Origin of the sequence: Microbacterium sp. NPDC089698, assembly GCF_044749045.1 — a bacterium.
In the GTDB taxonomy this organism is placed as follows: Bacteria; Actinomycetota; Actinomycetes; order Actinomycetales; family Microbacteriaceae; genus Microbacterium.
Window position 1 is genome coordinate 102,815 of sequence record NZ_JBIVHE010000003.1, and the last position, 16,855, is coordinate 119,669.

General features: G+C 71.5%; 17 protein-coding genes. 9 read left to right on the forward strand and 8 right to left on the reverse strand.

The genetic code is table 11. The features are described from left to right. Positions 1 to 7: 7 nt before the first annotated feature. The 3 genes from ACIPY5_RS10335 to ACIPY5_RS10345 form a co-directional block, all read right to left on the reverse strand. Entirely contained in the window at positions 8 to 3,025 is a 3,018-nt protein-coding gene (locus ACIPY5_RS10335) for an AAA family ATPase (protein WP_400970134.1), read from the reverse strand. Beyond that, positions 3,025 to 4,221 (reverse strand): exonuclease SbcCD subunit D, encoded by a 1,197-nt coding sequence (locus ACIPY5_RS10340; RefSeq protein ID WP_400970137.1) that lies wholly within the window; start codon positions 4,219 to 4,221, stop codon positions 3,025 to 3,027. Before ACIPY5_RS10340 ends, ACIPY5_RS10335 begins: the two co-directional genes overlap by 1 nt. 131 nt (positions 4,222 to 4,352) lie before the next feature. After that, positions 4,353 to 4,661, reverse strand: a complete 309-nt coding sequence (locus ACIPY5_RS10345) for a GNAT family N-acetyltransferase (protein ID WP_400970140.1) — start codon at positions 4,659 to 4,661, stop codon at positions 4,353 to 4,355. Positions 4,662 to 4,989: 328 nt separating this feature from the next. Between ACIPY5_RS10345 and ACIPY5_RS10350 the strand changes: the two genes are divergently transcribed. The 3 genes from ACIPY5_RS10350 (at position 4,990) to erm (ending at position 8,011) form a co-directional block, all read left to right on the forward strand. Continuing rightward, positions 4,990 to 5,712, forward strand: a complete 723-nt coding sequence (locus tag ACIPY5_RS10350) for a winged helix-turn-helix domain-containing protein (protein WP_292714876.1) — start codon at positions 4,990 to 4,992, stop codon at positions 5,710 to 5,712. A 236-nt stretch (positions 5,713 to 5,948) separates the two neighbouring features. Beyond that, on the forward strand, positions 5,949 to 6,896 hold the full coding sequence (locus tag ACIPY5_RS10355) for a DNA-3-methyladenine glycosylase family protein (protein WP_400970144.1): 948 nt from the start codon (positions 5,949 to 5,951) through the stop codon (positions 6,894 to 6,896). A 344-nt stretch (positions 6,897 to 7,240) separates the two neighbouring features. Continuing rightward, entirely contained in the window at positions 7,241 to 8,011 is a 771-nt protein-coding gene (gene erm, locus ACIPY5_RS10360) for a 23S ribosomal RNA methyltransferase Erm (protein WP_400970146.1), read from the forward strand. 5 nt (positions 8,012 to 8,016) lie between these two features. Here erm and ACIPY5_RS10365 read toward each other — a convergent pair whose 3' ends face one another. The 4 genes from ACIPY5_RS10365 to ACIPY5_RS10380 all read right to left on the reverse strand — a co-directional run bounded on the left by ACIPY5_RS10365 (position 8,017) and on the right by ACIPY5_RS10380 (position 11,996). Continuing rightward, positions 8,017 to 8,847: an ABC transporter ATP-binding protein gene (locus ACIPY5_RS10365; RefSeq protein ID WP_400970148.1), complete on the reverse strand. Its 831-nt coding sequence runs from the start codon at positions 8,845 to 8,847 to the stop codon at positions 8,017 to 8,019. Between the two features lie 74 nt (positions 8,848 to 8,921). Further along, on the reverse strand, positions 8,922 to 9,980 hold the full coding sequence (locus tag ACIPY5_RS10370; protein WP_400970151.1) for an iron chelate uptake ABC transporter family permease subunit: 1,059 nt from the start codon (positions 9,978 to 9,980) through the stop codon (positions 8,922 to 8,924). After that, positions 9,973 to 10,980, reverse strand: coding sequence for an ABC transporter permease (locus ACIPY5_RS10375; protein ID WP_400970153.1), 1,008 nt, complete (start codon positions 10,978 to 10,980; stop codon positions 9,973 to 9,975). The genes ACIPY5_RS10370 and ACIPY5_RS10375 overlap by 8 nt, the downstream gene beginning before the upstream one ends. A gap of 23 nt (positions 10,981 to 11,003) precedes the next feature. Then, the gene (locus tag ACIPY5_RS10380; protein ID WP_400970156.1) at positions 11,004 to 11,996 is read right to left on the reverse strand and encodes a siderophore ABC transporter substrate-binding protein; all 993 of its coding nucleotides are present in this window, start codon (positions 11,994 to 11,996) and stop codon (positions 11,004 to 11,006) included. 105 nt (positions 11,997 to 12,101) lie between these two features. On the opposite strand from ACIPY5_RS10380, the gene ACIPY5_RS10385 reads away from it, so the two are divergent. Beyond that, positions 12,102 to 12,869: a siderophore-interacting protein gene (locus ACIPY5_RS10385; RefSeq protein ID WP_400970159.1), complete on the forward strand. Its 768-nt coding sequence runs from the start codon at positions 12,102 to 12,104 to the stop codon at positions 12,867 to 12,869. 39 nt (positions 12,870 to 12,908) lie between these two features. Here the strand turns inward: ACIPY5_RS10385 and ACIPY5_RS10390 are convergent, their stop codons facing one another. Beyond that, positions 12,909 to 13,319 carry a RidA family protein gene (locus tag ACIPY5_RS10390; RefSeq protein WP_400970161.1) on the reverse strand — a complete coding sequence of 137 codons (411 nt, stop codon included), beginning with the start codon at positions 13,317 to 13,319 and terminating at the stop codon, positions 12,909 to 12,911. A 173-nt stretch (positions 13,320 to 13,492) separates the two neighbouring features. On the opposite strand from ACIPY5_RS10390, the gene ACIPY5_RS10395 reads away from it, so the two are divergent. The 5 genes from ACIPY5_RS10395 (at position 13,493) to ACIPY5_RS10415 (ending at position 16,844) form a co-directional block, all read left to right on the forward strand. Then, on the forward strand, positions 13,493 to 13,717 hold the full coding sequence (locus tag ACIPY5_RS10395) for a hypothetical protein (protein WP_235281782.1): 225 nt from the start codon (positions 13,493 to 13,495) through the stop codon (positions 13,715 to 13,717). Between the two features lie 58 nt (positions 13,718 to 13,775). Next, a complete protein-coding gene (locus ACIPY5_RS10400; RefSeq protein WP_400970164.1) occupies positions 13,776 to 14,192 on the forward strand; it encodes a VOC family protein in 417 nt (138 codons plus the stop codon). A gap of 207 nt (positions 14,193 to 14,399) precedes the next feature. Continuing rightward, a complete protein-coding gene (locus tag ACIPY5_RS10405) occupies positions 14,400 to 14,813 on the forward strand; it encodes a VOC family protein (RefSeq protein ID WP_400970167.1) in 414 nt (137 codons plus the stop codon). Positions 14,814 to 15,109: 296 nt separating this feature from the next. Next, on the forward strand, positions 15,110 to 16,279 hold the full coding sequence (locus tag ACIPY5_RS10410; RefSeq protein ID WP_400970170.1) for an RtcB family protein: 1,170 nt from the start codon (positions 15,110 to 15,112) through the stop codon (positions 16,277 to 16,279). A gap of 148 nt (positions 16,280 to 16,427) precedes the next feature. Further along, positions 16,428 to 16,844 carry a VOC family protein gene (locus ACIPY5_RS10415; RefSeq protein WP_309340791.1) on the forward strand — a complete coding sequence of 139 codons (417 nt, stop codon included), beginning with the start codon at positions 16,428 to 16,430 and terminating at the stop codon, positions 16,842 to 16,844. The last annotated feature ends 11 nt before the right edge of the window (positions 16,845 to 16,855 follow it).

The following is a 16,855-nucleotide window of genomic DNA, read 5'->3' on the forward strand; positions in this document are numbered from 1 at the left end:
CGGGCGTTCAGGCGTCGATCACGCTCGGGCCCTCCGGTGTCGCGCGCACGGTGATCTGGGCCGGGATCTGCTCCTGCATGGCCTCGACGTGGCTGATCACGCCGACCGTCCGCCCTCCGGCGCGCAGCTCGTCGAGCGTGCGCATCGCGACATCGAGCGTCTCGCCGTCGAGGGATCCGAATCCCTCGTCGATGAAGAGCGTGTCCAGCTGGATGCCGCCGGCGCGGGCCGTGACGACCTCGGCGAGCCCGAGCGCGAGCGCGAGCGAACCGAGGAACGTCTCGCCGCCGGAGAGCGATTGGGCGGGCCTGGTCTGCCCGGTGAACGCGTCGAACACGACGATGCCGAGGCCGGAGGCGGCTCCGCGCGCCGCCCGGGCGTCGCTGTGCTGCAGCTGGTAGCGACCCGAAGACATGTCCGCGAGACGCAGGTTCGCGGCGGCGACGATCTCCTCGAGCTCCGCCGCGAGCACGAAGGTCTCGAGGTTCATCCGGTAGGTGTTCGCGCCGCGCCCGGCGACCGTGTCGGCGAGGCGCTGCAGGGTCTCGTGCTCCTCGGCCGCGGCGGCGCCGCGCGCATGCTCCGCGATCGCGGACTCGAGGAGGGATCCGAGCTGCGCCGCGGTCACTCCCGCCCGGCTGGCCTCGTCCACGGCTCTCGTCCACGCCGCACGGGCAGCGGCTTCGGCGGCCTCGTGCGGGGCGAGGTCGATCGGCTCATCGGGCAGGGTGCGCAGCTCCAGGTCGAACAGGATCGCGCGTTCCTTCGTGCGCTCGGCGGCGTGCGCGGCGATCCGTTCCTCGAGCACGGCCTGGTCGGCGGGGCTGCGCAGGGCGGCTCCCGCGGCAGCCGCGTCGTCGAAGGGGGACGCGGCCAGGGCATCCTCCTGCTCGGCGAGCGCAGCGGACGCGGCGTCGGCGCGGGCATCACGCTCATCGAGAGCCTTGGCGAGGCTCTGCGCCGCGGCGATCCGCGCGGCCGCGTCGGCCACGCGCGCGGCCACCGTGGCGAACGCGCCGCGCGCCTCTGCGGCGGATTCCCGGGCGGAGGCGAGGGTCTGCCGGGCGAGCGCCAGACGCTCGCCCGCCTCGGCGTGACGCGCCGACAGCGCCGAGATCTCCTCCTCGAGCCCCTCGGCCGTCGCCCGCCGCTCGGCCAGACGCCGTTCGACATCGGCCGCGGCCGTCCGCGCCGCGATCGCGGATTCCTTCTCCGCGCCGGTGGCGGCGAGCTCCGCCGTCGCGGCCTCCATCGTGCGTCCGTCGGCACGCGCCGTCGCGGCGGCGAGGGCGGCGTCGACCGCGGCCAGGACGCTCGTGGCGAGGCGCACCTGCTCCGCGGAGCGCTCCCGTGCCGCGGTGGCCTCGGCGACGTCCTCCGCCGAGACCGGATCCGCGTGCGCGGCCGGCGCCGGATGCTCCGTGGATCCGCAGACGCTGCAGGCTTCGCCCGCGACCAGCGCCTCGGCGAGTTCACCGGCCATCCCGGCCTCGCGGCGGCGGCGCAGGTCCGCGGCGTGCGCGAACGCGGCCGCCGCCTCCTGCTCGCGGTCGGCCACGGTGCGCTCCGCCGCGGCTCTCTCCTCGGTCCGGGCGACGACCTCTTCCGCGCCCGCGAGCCGCGCGGCGGCCGCGGCCACGGCGGTCTCGAGATCGGCGGCACGATCGGCCCGACGGCGCAGGTCGTCGCGCTCCGTCGTCAGTGCCTCGATCGCCGCGGGCAGGGCGGCGCGCTCCTGTTCGCGCTCGGCGCGCTGCGCGGCCGCCGCCTCCGCCTCGGCCTGTGCGGAGGTGACCGCGCTCTCGTGGGCCGGGAGCTGCGCTTCGGCCGTCGCCGCCTGCTGCCAGGCGCCGCTGGACCGGGTGAGGTCGGAGGCCCGCGCTCGCAGCTGGTCCGCCGAGGTGGCCTCCCCGGTCCGGTCCTCGTCTGCGGCGACCTCCTGCCACCCCGCCTCGGCGCCGGCGACCGCCGCGGCGGCGGCCGTCGAGGCGGTCGCCGCGCGCTCGGCGGAGCTCAGCACATGGCGGAGGGCTTCGGCGGCCCTGGCATCGTCGAGCGCCCGGCGGTCGGCGGCGATCCGGTCGGCGGCGGCATCGAGGAGGGCGAGCGCGGCGCGGGCGCGATCCCGCTCGGCCTGAGCCTGGCGCTCCTCGCGCGCGGCCGCCAGAGCCGCGCTCGCGGCGCGGTGCCCCGCCTCCGCCTGGTCCCGTTCCTGAGCACGCTGCTCGTGGCGGTAGTCGGCGCGTGCCCCGGCCCGGCGCACGGCGTCCAGGCGTTCGTCGAGGGACCCCGCAGACTCCTCGGCCACCGACGAGTCGGCATCCGTCTTCCCCGGATCGGCGCCGTGCAGGGCGTTCTCGGTGACCAGCTTCTCCGCCTGCTCGACGCGGGCGACCACGGTCGCACGGTCCGCGCCCAGCGCCTGCTCCGAGGCCCGGCGGCGGTCGTCGAAGCGCGCCTGATAGTCCTCGAACCGGCCGGTGCCGAAGAGCCGGCGCAGCAGCGACTGCCGCTCCCTGCTGTCGGCGAGCAGGAACCGCGCGAAGCGCCCCTGAGCGAGCAGGATCACCTGCAGGAACTGCTGCAGGTTGAGCTGCAGGATCTCGTCCAGCGCCTGCGCGACGTCGACCTCGCGCGCGGCTCGGCCGATCCACTCGCCGCCGACGAGCTCCTCCAGCGCCACCGCCGAGGCCTGCTTCGTCAGGCCGCCCCCGCGCTTCGCGGGACGCTGGTACTCGGGCGATCGCGTCACCCGGTATCGCCCGGAGACGGTGCTGAACTCGACCACCACCTCGGTGGGATCCGCAGGCTCGCAATGGTCGCTGCGCAGGCGCTTCTCCCCGCCCTCATAGCGCGGCACGTTGCCGTAGAGCCCGAAGCAGACGGCGTCGAGGATGCTGGACTTGCCCGCGCCGGTGCGCCCGCCGATGAGGAAGACGCCGTCGTCCGCGAATGCGTCGAAGTCGATCCTCTGCCGCCTCAGGAACGGGCCGAAGCCCTCGATCTCGAGTCGATGCAGACGCACTAGACCAGCGCCTCCGCCAGGGTGCGCTCGTCGAGCACCTCGCGGATCAGCTCCTGCTCGCGCGGGGTCGCCCCCGCACCGTTGCGCACATGGGCGAGGAACGCGTCGATGCGCTCCTCATCCGTCGCCGCCATGCGAAGACGCTCGCTGTAGGAGCGCTCCTCCGCCGTCTCGATCCGCGCGGGCTCGTGCTGCACGAGTGCGCAGAACGGGTACTTCTCGCGCAGGCGGCGCATGGGCTCGGTCTGCGGGAGGTCGTCGGTGTAGACGGCGCACACCCAGTCGTCGACGTGTGCGGCCACGTTCTCGGCCGAGAGGATCTCATCGAAGGATCCGGTCAGCGTCACGAGCCGGCGCGGCACGGGGAGCTCCAGCCACTGCGCTTCGACCGTGCCGTCCGCGGCGAGGTCGACGAGCCAGGATCCCCGGGGCTTGTGCTGCTCGCCGAAGCTGTAGTGCAGAGGCGCGCCGGCGTACCGCACCCGCTCCGTGAGCGCCTGTCGTCCGTGGATGTGACCGAGCGCGACGTAGTCGGCGCCGTCGAACACGGACACCGGCACCATGTCGATGCCGCCCTGGCGGATCTCGCGCTCGAGGCCGGCCGTCGCGTCGACGCCGGCCGCGAAGCAGTGCGCGATCACGACCGAGCGGCCGGGGTGCTCGGCCATCCCCGCACGCACGAGTCCCATCGCGTGCGCGAGGGTCTGCGCCTGCGTGCGCAGCGGGCGTCCGTCGGCGTCGTCCCCCGCGTCGGCGTCCGTGGACGTCCGGAAGGCCGCGTGCTGCCGCACGATCGCGGGTTCGAGGTAGGGGATCCCGAAGAACCGCACGGGTCCGTCGGCGTCGTCGATCGTGATCGGCTCGCCGATCGTGCGCGGATCCGTCACGACGTGGATCCCGTCGCGCAGCAGTCGCGCCTGGAAGCCCAGCCGGGCCGCGGAGTCGTGGTTGCCGCTGGTCACGATCACCCTGGCGCCCGTCGCGTGCAGGGCGACGAGAGTGTCGGTGAGCAGCGTGTAGGCGGGAGCCGCAGGAGTCGCGGAGTCGAAGACGTCGCCCGCGACGACGACCACGTCGACGTGGTTCTCCCGCACCTGCGCGACCAGCGCGGCGAGCACCTCAGCGAGCGCCTCCAGGGTGGAGTGCCCGTGGAAGGTCCGGCCGATGTGCCAGTCCGAGGTGTGCAGGATCTTCATGCCCACCACGCTACGGACGGGGTCGGACATTCCTCCCGAGGCGTGCCGGAGATGCGGCCGGAGGGCGGATCCCCGGCCGAGGCCCTCCGCGCGTAACACGGCGTCATACGCGACGCCCGGAGCGATAGGACTCAGCGCACGCGGAGCAGATCGGCCCGTTCCGGGTGCGCGTCGAACCAGTCCGCCACATACCAGCAGACCGCGTCGATGCGCCGGTCCCCGCGCGCCGCGATGTCGTCGACCGCACCCGCCACGACGATCGCGGCATAGCCGGATCCGCGGAATGACGGGACCGTGAAGGCCCTGGTCAGCGCCATCGTGCGCCCGTCATCGTGGTAGTCGAGCACGCTCAGGAGCACGCCGTCGCGCGTCAGCGTGTAGCGCGACGCGTCGTCCTCGCGAGTCAGCACGAACCGGTCAGAGTCTGAGATGATCCCCACCGTTTCACGGTACGCCCGCATTGTTCGACCGGGTCCGTTTTGACACAGGAGGTCACCGTCGGTAATAATCGGCCCCATGACCACCAACGCACGCCCCTTGTCCGCCCAGGAGGCGAACGGGACGACCGGGATGATGATGCCCGGTTGCGTTGGCATGTGTTGCCGAATGTGTCGCTGAAGCCACAGAACTCTGTCTGACTCGCTCGTCGTGATCTTCGCGGGCTGAGTCTCCGGGCACCCATCCGCGTGCTCGTCCTCCGGCTCGCCGGTCACTTCGCAACACTCTCCGAGTCGCCGACCGACTCCTTCCTTCCAAGGACCCATCATCATGTCGAACACCGCCCTCCTCGAGCGTCCCGTCACCGTCTCCCCCGTCGCCGCGCCCCGTCTGCACGCGGTGCCGCGCACCCAGATCGACGCTCCGGCTCCGGCCGTCGACGCGCCGCCGGCCCGCTCGCCGCGCGGCTTCGCGCTGTACGTCGGCCTCGACGAGCTGAAGGCCGCCACCAACGGCGTGAGCCTGCCCCTGCTCGTCGACGCGCTGCGTCGCACGCTCGCCGAGCTCGCGCCCGACGCGGAGACCCACGCCACCGTCGCCCTCGCCCCGCAGGGCACCGGCGGCCGCGACCTCGACGTCGTGCGCCTCGCGCTGCACGAGCCCGGCGCGATCGCCCGTTCCAAGGCCGAGGCCGAGGAGCGCGAGCCCGAGGACGGCGGCGGAGTGGTCGTCGACATCTCCCGCAAGCGCGTGCTGATCGACGGCGACTCGGCCGCGTTCACGTACAAGGAGTTCGAGCTGCTGCAGTACCTCGTGCTGCGCGAGGGCTCCACGATCGAGCGCAGCGAGCTCGTCGGAGCGCTGTGGCAGACCTCCGACGAGGAGGCCCCCGGCGAGCGCACGATCGACGTGCACGTGCGCCGCCTGCGCGCCAAGCTCGGCCGTTACGAGGACATCGTCCGCACCGTCCGTGGTGTCGGCTACCGCTTCGACCGCCACGCCGACGTCGCGATCCGCTACGGCGTGGGCACGCCCTCCCCCGACCGCTTCTGAGGCCCGGCCGCTTCTGAGGTCCGGCGCGCACGGGTTACTGCCGACGACACGGGATCCTGCCGACCACACGGGATCCTGCCGACCACACGGGATCCTGCCGAGCGCACGGCCTGTTCACACGAAGATCCGGTGTACTCGACGACTTCCGGTGCACTCGACGACGGCGAACGGATCCGCAGAGCGCGCGGCCCCCGATCCTGACCCCGCCTGTCGGCGCGCGGATCTAGGGTGTTCCCATGACCCTCGCCGCGGATCCCGCCCCGCGCACCTGGCCGGTGCGCGAGAGCGCGTACCGCCCGCGCGGACCGCTCGATCTGCCGGCCACGCTCGGCGTCCTCGGCCGCGGCCCGCGCGACCCCACGTTCGTGCAGAACGGCCCCGTGCTCTGGCTGACCCTGCGCACCGCGGCGGGGATCGCGACGCTCGCGCTGCGCACCGGATCGGGTGAGGTCCGCGCGAGCACCTGGGGGCCCGGCGCCGACGCCGCCCTCGCTCTCGTCCCCGCGCTGTGCGGCGCTCTCGACGACCCCGACGGTTTCGACCCGTCCTCCCATCCCCTGCTCGCCGCGACCGCACAGCGGCGCCCCGGCATCCGCCTGACGCGCACCGGGGCGGTCTTCGACGCCCTCGCCGGCGTCGTCCTCGAGCAGAAGGTCACCGGCCTGCAGGCCTATGGCGCCTGGCGCTCCCTCGTCACGCGCTTCGGCGATCCCGCCCCCGGCCCCACCCCGCGCCCGATGGCCGTCGCCCCGGACGCCGCGGGCTGGCGACGCATCCCGTCCTGGGCCTGGCATCGGGCGGGCGTGGAGCCGCCGCAGTCCCGCGCGGTCGTGCACGCGGCCGGGCGCGCCGCGGGCATCGAGCGCGCCGTGCACGCCGCCCCGGACGGCCCGGCCCGCGACCGGGCGCTCACGAGTCTTCCCGGGATCGGATTGTGGACCTCCGCGGAGACCCGGATCCGCGCCCTCGGCGATCCCGACGCGGTGAGCGTCGGCGATTACCACCTGCCGCACGAGGTCGGCTTCGCCCTCACCGGTCACCGCACCGACGACGCCGGGATGCTCGAGCTGCTCGCCCCCTGGGCGGGGCATCGGCAGCGCGTGGTGCGCCTGATCCGGATGAGCGGCGCTCTCGAGCCCCGGCGCGGACCGCGTCTGGCCCCGGAGGACCACCGGAGGCGGTGAGCCCGCCTCACCCGGTCGGAGTCGCGCGGCGGAGCACCGAGGCCCTCATTCCTCCGAGCGAGCCCGCCGCCTGTCGAGCCCTCCCGCCTATCGAGCCCCGCGGTCTATCGACTCCTCCCGTCTATCGAGCCCTCCCGTCTATGCTGTTGAGCATGTGCTCCTCCTCCGGCGTCCTCTTCGGCGCCGATTACGCGATCCGCGACCGCCGCGCCTGACGGCGCGTCGACGATCACGCCCGCGCGCCGTCACTCCGGACCATCGCACCCGGAGGACAGCGGCCCTCCGCGACGCCTTGCGCTCGCATGCCCTCTTCCGGGTGCTCCCCCACATCCTCTGGAGCATCCATGCGCACCCGATCCGTCCACGGCGGCCGACACGAGCTCGGCCAGAACTTCCTCATCCACCGCCCCACGATTCGCGCGATCGTCGACCTGATCGCCGAGACCGAGGGACCGATCCTCGAGATCGGTCCCGGCGACGGCGCGCTGACTGTCCCGCTCTCGCGCCTCGGGCGCGCGGTGCGGGCCGTCGAGATCGACGAGCACCGGGCCGCCGCGCTGCGCTCCCGTCTGCCCGGTGTCGACGTCCGCGCCGCCGACGCCCTGCGGACGCCGTTCGATCGACCGGTGATCGTCGGGAACCTTCCCTTCCACCTGACCACGCCGCTCCTGCGCCGGCTGCTCTCATCCGGGACCTGGCGGCACGCGGTCCTGCTCACCCAGTGGGAGGTCGCGCGTAAGCGCGCTGCCGTGGGCGGGACCACGATGATGACGGCTCAGACTTCGCCGTGGTTCACGTTCGCGCTGCGCGGCAGGGTTCCGCGCAGCGCCTTCCGCCCTGCGCCCTCCGTCGACGGGGGCATCCTGGACATCCGCCGCCGGCCGGAGCCCCTGCTGCCGGCCTCGGAGCGCCGCCGTTACGAGGCGTTCGTGCACCATGCGTTCACGGATCCGGGAAGGGATCTGCGACGGGCGCTGAGGAACGGCCCCGCCGGCGATCGCGGACGCGTGGATCGTGCGCTCGCCGTCGCGGGCATCCCCCGCGACGCTCGCGCCAGGGATCTCGACGCCGCCCGGTGGGCATCGCTCTGGCGGGCGCTCGGGGCGAGCCGATGATCTGCTCAGTGCCAGACGGCGAGCGGGCCTTCGGGGCCGTCGATCACGGTGACGGGCGTCTCGAACACGTCGGTCAGCACATCGCCCCGCATGATGTCGGCCACCGGGCCGCACGCGACGACCTCGCCGTCCTTCATCGCGCAGATCCGGTCGGCGTACCGGGCAGCGAAGTTGATGTCGTGCAGCACCACGACGACGCTCTTGCCGAGTTCGTCCGAGATCCGCTGCAGGTGTCGCATCATGCGCACCGCGTGCTTCATGTCGAGGTTGTTGAGCGGCTCATCCAGCAGCACGGTGCCGGTGTCTTGTGCGAGCACCATCGCGACGTAGGCGCGCTGGCGCTGTCCGCCGGAGAGCTCGTCAAGGTAGCGCTTCTCCAGCTCGCCCAGCTCGAGGAAGTCGATCGCACGGCTCACGGCCTCCTCGTCCGCGCGCGTGAGCCGGCCGCGCGAGTGCGGGAAGCGGCCGAATCCGACGAGCTGGCGCACGGTCAGGCGCGTCACGAAGTGGTTCTCCTGGCGCAGGATCGACACGACCGTGGCGAGATCCTTCGACTTCGTGGTCCCGACGTCGAAGCCGGAGATCCGGATGGATCCCTGATCCATGTCGAGCAGCCGCCCGATCATGGTGAGCAGCGTCGACTTCCCGGCGCCGTTGGGGCCGATCAGGGCCGTCACGCCCCCGGCCGGGATCTCGAGGTCGACCGGCCCGATCGCCACCTCGGCGCTCTTCCCCGTCCGCTCCCCGTACCGCTTCCGCACCCCCGAGATCGAGATCCCCGCCCCGCCCGCATTCCCGCCCCCGGTCGCCCCCTCCCCTTGACCGCGAGACTTCATCTGGGCGACGAGACTGCGCTCCTCAACCGCAGTCTCGTCGCGGAGTTGGAGTCTCGCGGATCTGTCGATGGCGCTCATAGGCGTCCCTTCCTGAGCAGGACGAGCAGGAAGACGGATCCGCCGACCAGCTCGATGATGATGGAGACGGCGCCCTGCGCCGAGAAGAGGTGCTTCATCACGAAGTACGCCCCGCCGAGCACCGCGATCGCCGTGAGCACGGCGACGGGCAGCACGAGCCGATGGTCGTGCGTGTCGGCCAGCTGATAGGCGAGGGTCGCGACGAGGAAGCCGAGGAACGTCATCGGCCCGACCAGCGCGGTCGAGGTCGCCATGAGCACGGCCACGAGCAGCAGCACCCGCAGCTGCTCCCGCCGGTGGTCGACGCCGAGCGCGTTCGCCGCGTCGGGTCCGAGCGCCAGCACGTTCAGCCGGCGCGCGCGCAGGAGCAGGAGCGCCGATGCCACCAGGCACAGCGGGATCGCCAGCGGCAGGTAGGAGGCGTCGGCGTTCGCGACGCTGCCGAACAGGCGCGCGGCGAGCACATCGAACTCGCTCGGGGTGAGCAGCCGCTGCATGAAGGTGGACACCGCGCCGAGACCGCCGCCGATCACGATCCCGATCAGCAGCATCACGTGCATGCTGCCGCGTCGTCCGGACAGCAGCCAGCCGTAGAGCAGGACGGCGAATCCGGTCATCAGCACGATCTGCAGCGCGAACTGCGGCACGCCCTGCAGCGCGGTGACGCCGGCGGCCCCGAGCAGGAACACCGCCGTGGTCTGGATCGCCGTGTACAGCGACTCGAACCCCATGATCGACGGGGTCACGATGCGATTGTTCGCCGCGGTCTGGAAGGCGACGGTCGCGGCGGCCTGGGCGATCGCGACCACGAGGATCACCAGCACGCTCGTCACGCGCAGCTGCACGACCCGCCAGAAGCCGTCGGTGCCGAAAGGCACGGGATTGCCGTGCACCAGCAGCCCGATCAGCGCTGCAGCGGCGAGCACGGTCAGCACGACGACCACCAGGACGTACCGCCGCCGCGCCCGCGCCGTCGGGAACGCGCCGGACGTGCGCTCCGCCGCAGGCGCCGCCGGCGTCGAGGGCGCCGCGCTCGGGCTCAGCACCTCAGCCACGGGAACGCTGCCTCAGGATCAGCACGATGAACACCGCGGCTCCGACGAGGCCGAGAACGAGCGACACCGGCACCTCGAACGGCATGATGATCGTGCGCCCGATGAGGTCGCACGCCGTCACGAGGCCGACGCCGAGCAGGCACACCCACGGCAGGTTGCTGCGCAGGTCGTCGCCGCGGATCATCGACACCACGTTCGGCACGATGAGGCCCACGAACGGCAGGTTCCCGACGACCACGGTGACGACGCCCGTGGTCGCGGCGATGAGCACGGTTCCGAGCAGGACGACCCTGCCGTGGTTCAGGCCGGCGTTCGTGGCGATCTCCTCGCCGAGCCCCGCGATCGTGAACCGGTCCGCCACGATGAAGACGATCACCCCGACGATCGCGACGATCCAGAGCAGCTCGTACTGCCCGCGCAGCACCGAGGTGAAGCTCCCGGCGAACCACACGCCGAGCGTCTGCAGCGTGTTGGTCGCGAGGGCGAGGTAGGTCGAGACGGATCCGACCACCGCCCCCAGCATGATCCCCACGATCGGCACGATGAGCGAGGAGCGCAGCGACACCCGCCGCAGGAACGCGAAGAACACCAGCGTGCCGGCGAAGGCGCAGAGCACCGCCCCGAGCATCCGCAGCGGGATGCTCGGGTGCGGCACGAGCACCGAGACGGCCAGCAGTCCCAGCCCCGCCCACTCGGTCGTGCCGGTGGTGGTCGGCTCGACGAAACGGTTCTGCGTCAGCATCTGCATGACGAGACCGGCCATCGCCATCGAGGCGCCCGCGAGCACGAGCGCGGTCGTGCGCGGGATGCGCGTGATCGCGAACATCTCCGCGCCATCGGCGGATCCGGTCACGTCGTAGACGCCGACGAACAGCGACAGCACGAGGAGGCCGGCGACGATGAGGATGCCGACGAGCAGCGCGGGATCGAAGAGGCGCGCCCTGCCCCGGGCGGCGGCGGAGGCACTGCCCGGGGCGGGGCGGGTGAGCGGGGTGGTCATGACCTGAGGCGCCGGGGCGTCCGTCAGCTCTTCTTCGCGCTCTTCTCGAGGGCGTCGGCGAAGGAGTTCAGGAACGTCGTGTACGTCTGGATGCCCTCGTTGAGGTAGGTGTCGGTGGGCATGTAGACGACGTGCTTCTGCTGGATCGCGGAGACGGAGGCCAGCGCCTGGTTCTTCTCCAGGATGTCCGCGGCCTGCACGTAGGAGGGGTCGTCCTTCGCGAACACCGCGTCGCGGTCCATCACGAGGATCCAGGACGGGTTCGACGCGGCGATCGCCTCGACCGAGATGTCGTCGCCCTTGTGGTTGTCGTCGGCGCCCTCGACGGACAGCGCCGGCGTGAGGCCGAGGATGTCGAACACCGGGCCGAGCGTGCGGCCGACCTTCGGCGCGAGGTAGCCGATCTTGCCGCCGGACGTGGTGACGGCCATCACACCGGATCCGTCGTAGGCCTTCTTGGCGCGGTCCACCGCCTTGTCGAAGTCGTCGACGAGCTTCTTCGCCTCCTTCTCCTTGCCGAAGACCTTGCCGAGCACGGTGACCTGGCGCTTCAGCTCGGCGTCGAAGGGCTGCCCGTCGCGCGGGTCGAGCTCGAGGATCGTCGCATCGGGGACGAGGGCGGCGAGCTTGTCGTGGTGCTGGGTGAAGCGCTGCCCGTTGACGATGACGTCGGGCGCCACGGCGACGACCGCCTCGAGGTCGGGCTCCATGTGGGTGCCGAGGTCGACGATGCTCTTGTCCTTGACGTAGGAGACGGTCTCCGGCATGAGCGAGACGGCGGCGGCCTTGACCGGGATGCCCCAGTCGGCGAGCGTCTGGAAGGTGCGGTTGTCGGTCGCGACGACCGAGGCCGGAGGCGTGGAGATCGTGTGCTCGCCGTTGTTGTCCTCGACGGTCACGGTGCTGGCCTTCGCGCTCTCCGTGGGGGCTGCGGCGGGGCCGGAGGCGCAGCCGGCGAGGGCGACGACGGCGGCGAGGCCGAGCGCGGTGGCGGTGAGGATCCGAGGCACGGACATGGAGATGCTCCTGTTCTGCGGGATGTGCTGTGTGAATGACTCCGGTCAGAAAGGTTAGGTTTACCTAACTTCAATCTGGCGTCTCACACAGGTTAGCCTTACCTTATGAACAACGCGAAATCCGGCTTCACCCTGGCGCGACGCCCGCTCGAGCTGCGCTTCCGCACGCTGACCCTCGCCGCGCGCGAGTGGATCGCGCCCGATTTCGTGCGGGTGCGCCTCGCCGGATCCGACCTCGCCGGTTTCGATTCCCTGGGTGCGGACGACCACATGCGACTCTTCTTCGTCGACGGGCCGACCGACTCGGTCGAGGAGCTGCGCGCCGCGCCGAGCCGCGAGTACACCCCCCTCGCGTGGGGCGAGGACTGGCTCGACGTGGAATTCGCCGTGCACGGGGACGAGGGCGTCGCCGCCCGCTGGGCCGCGACCGCACCGCTCGGATCCGTCGTCGGCGTCGGGGGCCCGCGCGGCTCCCTCGTGCTGGAGGGTGAGCCGGACGGCTGGCTCCTCGCCGGCGACGAGACCGCGATCCCGGCGATCCGCCGCTTCGCCGCCCGCATCCCGGCCGGCGTCCCCGCCCGCATCGCGATCGAGGTGCGCGGGCCGGAGCACGAGCTGGCTCTCGATGCCCCCGTGCCGGTCGAGTGGATCCATCGCGGCGATGCTCCGGCCGGATCCGCTCTCGCCGAGTTCCTGGGTGCGCTCGGGGAAGCGGATCGACCGGGCGAGGCGCCTTTCGTCTTCGTCGCGGCCGAGTCGTCGATCGTGAAGCCGGGCCGCGCGGTGCTCGAGCGCTGGGGCGTCGACACGGCGCAGGCCGTCGTGAAGGGCTACTGGAAGCGCGGCGAGGCCGAGTACCACGCGCCGCACTGACCATGGGCGGCACGCCCCGGGGGTGAGTCCTGCTCCGGCTCAGCCCTCGTCCACGACGGCGGCGACGGCCTCGATCTCGACCAGCTGGTGGTCGTAACCGAGCACCGTGACGCCCATCAGCGTGCTCGGCACGTCGTGGTCTCCGAACGCGTCGCGCACCACGGCCCACGCGGCGCCCAGGTCCGGCTGACGGTCGGATGCGACGAGCACCCTGGTGCTGATCACGTCGGTCAACGCCGCTCCGGCCGCGGCGAGCGCCGTCTCGAGGTTCTCGATGCAGGCTGCGGCCTGGCCCGCGTAGTCGCCGACCGCGACCGTGGATCCGTCGGGGTTCAGCGGGCAGGCGCCGGCGAGGAAGATCAGCCGCGCATCCTTCGGCGCCGTGGCCGCGTAGGCGTACTGTGCGACGTCGGAGAGCTGCGCGGAGCGGATGAGGGTCACGGCAGTCATGCCCCCAGCCTGTCGCACTGCCGTCGGGTCGTCGGGCGGGGATTTCTCGGCGGATCGATCCGCACATCCACGCGTCGGGATCCGTTCTTCACAGATCACGTGATCGGCGGCCACCGCGCCCGGCGCCTCTGGCATGCTCGGACGAACGATGCGACGATGAGGACGTGGGATTCATGAACGACGCGCAGATCTGGACGATGATCGGGGCGTTCACCGCGCTCATGCTCGGGATGATGACCATCGTCTCCACGCTCTTCATCCGCGTCCTGCGCGCGGAGATCGGCGGGCTCCGATCCGAGGTGAACGGCCGGTTCGACGTCATGAACGCACGGATGGACGGCCTCGACCGGGATGTGCAGGCGCTCGTCAAGCGCACCTTCGGCCTCGACCGGGACTGAGCGACCGTCACTGATCAGCCGGGACTGATCGCGCCCCGCCGTCGGGCAGACTGGCTCCATGCCCCTTTTCGATCACCTCGGCCTCACGGTCGAAGACCTCGACCGTGCCTTCGCCCAGTGGAACCCGGTGCTCACGGCCCTGGGCTGCACGCCCGAGGACGGCGAGATGGAGGGCGGGATCGCGTGGTGGCGCGAGGATGACACCGAGCTGATCCTCTACCGCGCGCCGGAGCCGGGCGGCGAACCGCATCGGTACGGGCGGATCGGGTGGCAGCATCTCGCCTTCGCCGTGGACTCGCGCGCCGAGGTGGAGCGCCTGCACGCCATCGCGGTCGACGCCGGCTGGACGACGGTGCGGGATCCGAAGGTCTTCACACGCTTCTCCGATCGCTACTACGCCTCGTTCGTCGAGGACGACAACGGCATCCGGATCGAGTTCGTGCACAACCCTCCGCGCGACTCCATCGAGGGCTGACCCGGCCCGACGCCTGGCCTCGCGCTCGCCGAGCGCACGGCATCGCGACGAGCGCACCGGATCCGTGCGCGCACAGCCCGTGCGCTCGGCAACATCCCGTGCGCTCGGCAACATCCGGCGCACTCGGCGAGAACTCGCGACAGCACCTCGCGACCGCACCACGACCGCAGCTCGCGCTTTGTCCCCGGCATCCGCGATGCTGGGGACATGGCCACTCTCGATCACCTCGGCATCAGCGTCGACCACGTGCCCGGCGCCTCTGCGCAGTTCGATCCCGTGCTGAGCGCACTCGGCTACGTCCGCAGGCACGATGCTCCCGATCTCGCGTACTGGCGGCAGGACGGCCTGCCCGAGATCCTGCTCTACCCCGCGCGCGACAATGCGGACGGACCGCACGAGCACGGCCGGGTCGGCTGGCAGCATCTGGCCTTCGCCGTCGATTCGCGCGCCGAGGTCGACCGCGTGCACGACATCGCGCTCGATGCGGGCTGGACGGCCGTGCGCCCGCCGAAGGAGTACCCGCGCTTCAGCGATCGCTACTACGCCTCGTTCGTCGAGGACGACAATGGCATCAGGATCGAGATCGTGCACAACCCGCCGCGGGACTCGTCCCAGGGCTGAGCCTGCTCGACGATCCCGCCCTTGACGCACCCGCCCTGTGTCCCCTACGGTGGCAAAGTTGTGCCGATCGGCGCAGCAACAGCCGAGGAGACGAACGAATGACCGCGCTGCGGGCCTTCACCATCGCCACGGTCCCTGCCTTCCAGACGAAGCGCAGCGACCGCGACGAGTCGTACCCTCCGGCGCGCGCCGTGTGACAGCATCCGCTGTCCGCATGCCCCGCACCGTCAGGTCCGGGGCTTTTTCATGACCTTCCCGTGACCTGTGGCTGAGAACACACACGAAGGAAAGGACCCATGGAGAGGCTCTCCGCACGGCTGCTGTCGTGGGCGTCCCTGATCGACGAGAAGACGCTCGATCAGGCGCACACCACGGCCCGCATGCCATTCATCCATCCGCACCTGGCGCTCATGCCAGATGCCCACCTGGGCAAGGGGGCGACGGTCGGCTCGGTGATCCCGACGCTCGGTGCGATCATCCCCGCGGCCGTCGGCGTCGACATCGGCTGCGGCATGATCGCCGTCCGCACCCAGTACATGGTGGATGAGCTCGCGTCCCGCGACCTCGCCCCGCTGCGGCAGGCGATCGAACGCGCCGTTCCGCTGTCCGCAGGGCACCAGAACCGCAAGATCGTGGCCACGGCGGAGCCGCGGATCGCCGAGTTGGAGAATCTTGCCGAGAAGGCGGGCTTCGACCCCGCGGCGTACGCCGGCAACTGGCGGCTGCAGCTCGGCTCCCTGGGCTCGGGGAACCACTTCATCGAGGTGTCCGTCGACGAGCTCGACCGGGTGTGGCTGTTCCTGCACTCCGGATCCCGGGGGATCGGCAACCGGATCGCGATGCATCACATCGGCGTCGCCCAGAGGCTGGCGAAGCAGTGGTGGATCGAGCTCCCGGACCCGGATCTCGCCTACCTCGTCGAGGGCACGCCGGAGTTCGCCCGGTACATCCGGGAGCTGCGGTGGGCGCAGCACTTCGCCCTGCTCAACCGGGAGGAGATGATGGATCGGGTCGCGAGACAGGTCTCGGACTTCCTCGGCATCCCGGTGGACGAGCAGGAGCGGATCAACTGCCATCACAACTTCACCGAATCGGAGGAGCACTTCGGCAAGAGGGTGTGGGTCTCGCGGAAGGGGGCGATCCAGGCCGATCCCGGTCGGCCTGGACTCATCCCCGGCTCGATGGGCACCGCGTCCTACGTGGTCGAGGGGCTCGGCAACCGGCTGTCGCTGAACTCCTCGCCGCACGGCGCCGGACGGGAGTACTCCCGGACGAAGGCGCGGAGCATCTTCACCCACGAGCAGCTGCGGGCCGCGATGACGGGCATCGAGTTCCGCGACACCGACGCCTTCATCGATGAGATCCCGCAGGCGTACAAGCCGATCGACCGGGTCATGGCGGATGCCGCCGATCTGGTGCGGGTCAGGCACACGCTGCGGCAGCTCGTCAACGTGAAGGGCGCCTGATGCCGGCCGCGGCGACCTCGCACCTGCGGGGTCGCCGCGGCCTGTCCTGGTTGATCCGCGACACACCGTTGCCGATGTCGGAGGCCGAATACAGACTGATCCTGCGCACATCCCGCGCCTTCATCCTGAGCTCCGACGGAGGACGTCCATGACCACTCTCAACCCGTACATCTCCTTCCGCGACAACGCCCGCGAAGCCATGGAGTTCTACCAGCAGGCGCTCGGCGGCGACCTGCAGGTCATGACCTTCGGCGACATGCCGGGCATGGTCGAGGACGAGGCGGAGCAGCGCCTCGTCATGCACTCGATGCTCCGGACCCCCGACGGCCTCGTGCTGATGGGATCCGACACCCCGGCCCACATGGAGTACCAGGCGCCTCAGGGGGTCTCGGTCTCCCTGAGCGGCAGCGACGAGGACGCCCTCCGTGCGATCTGGGCCAAACTCGCCGACGGCGGGACGGTCACGATGCCGTTCGAGCAGGCACCTTGGGGCGACCTGTTCGGCATGTTCATCGACCGCTTCGGCGTCTCCTGGATGTTCTCCGGCGGCGACGAGCAGGGCTGATCCTCCGGCGC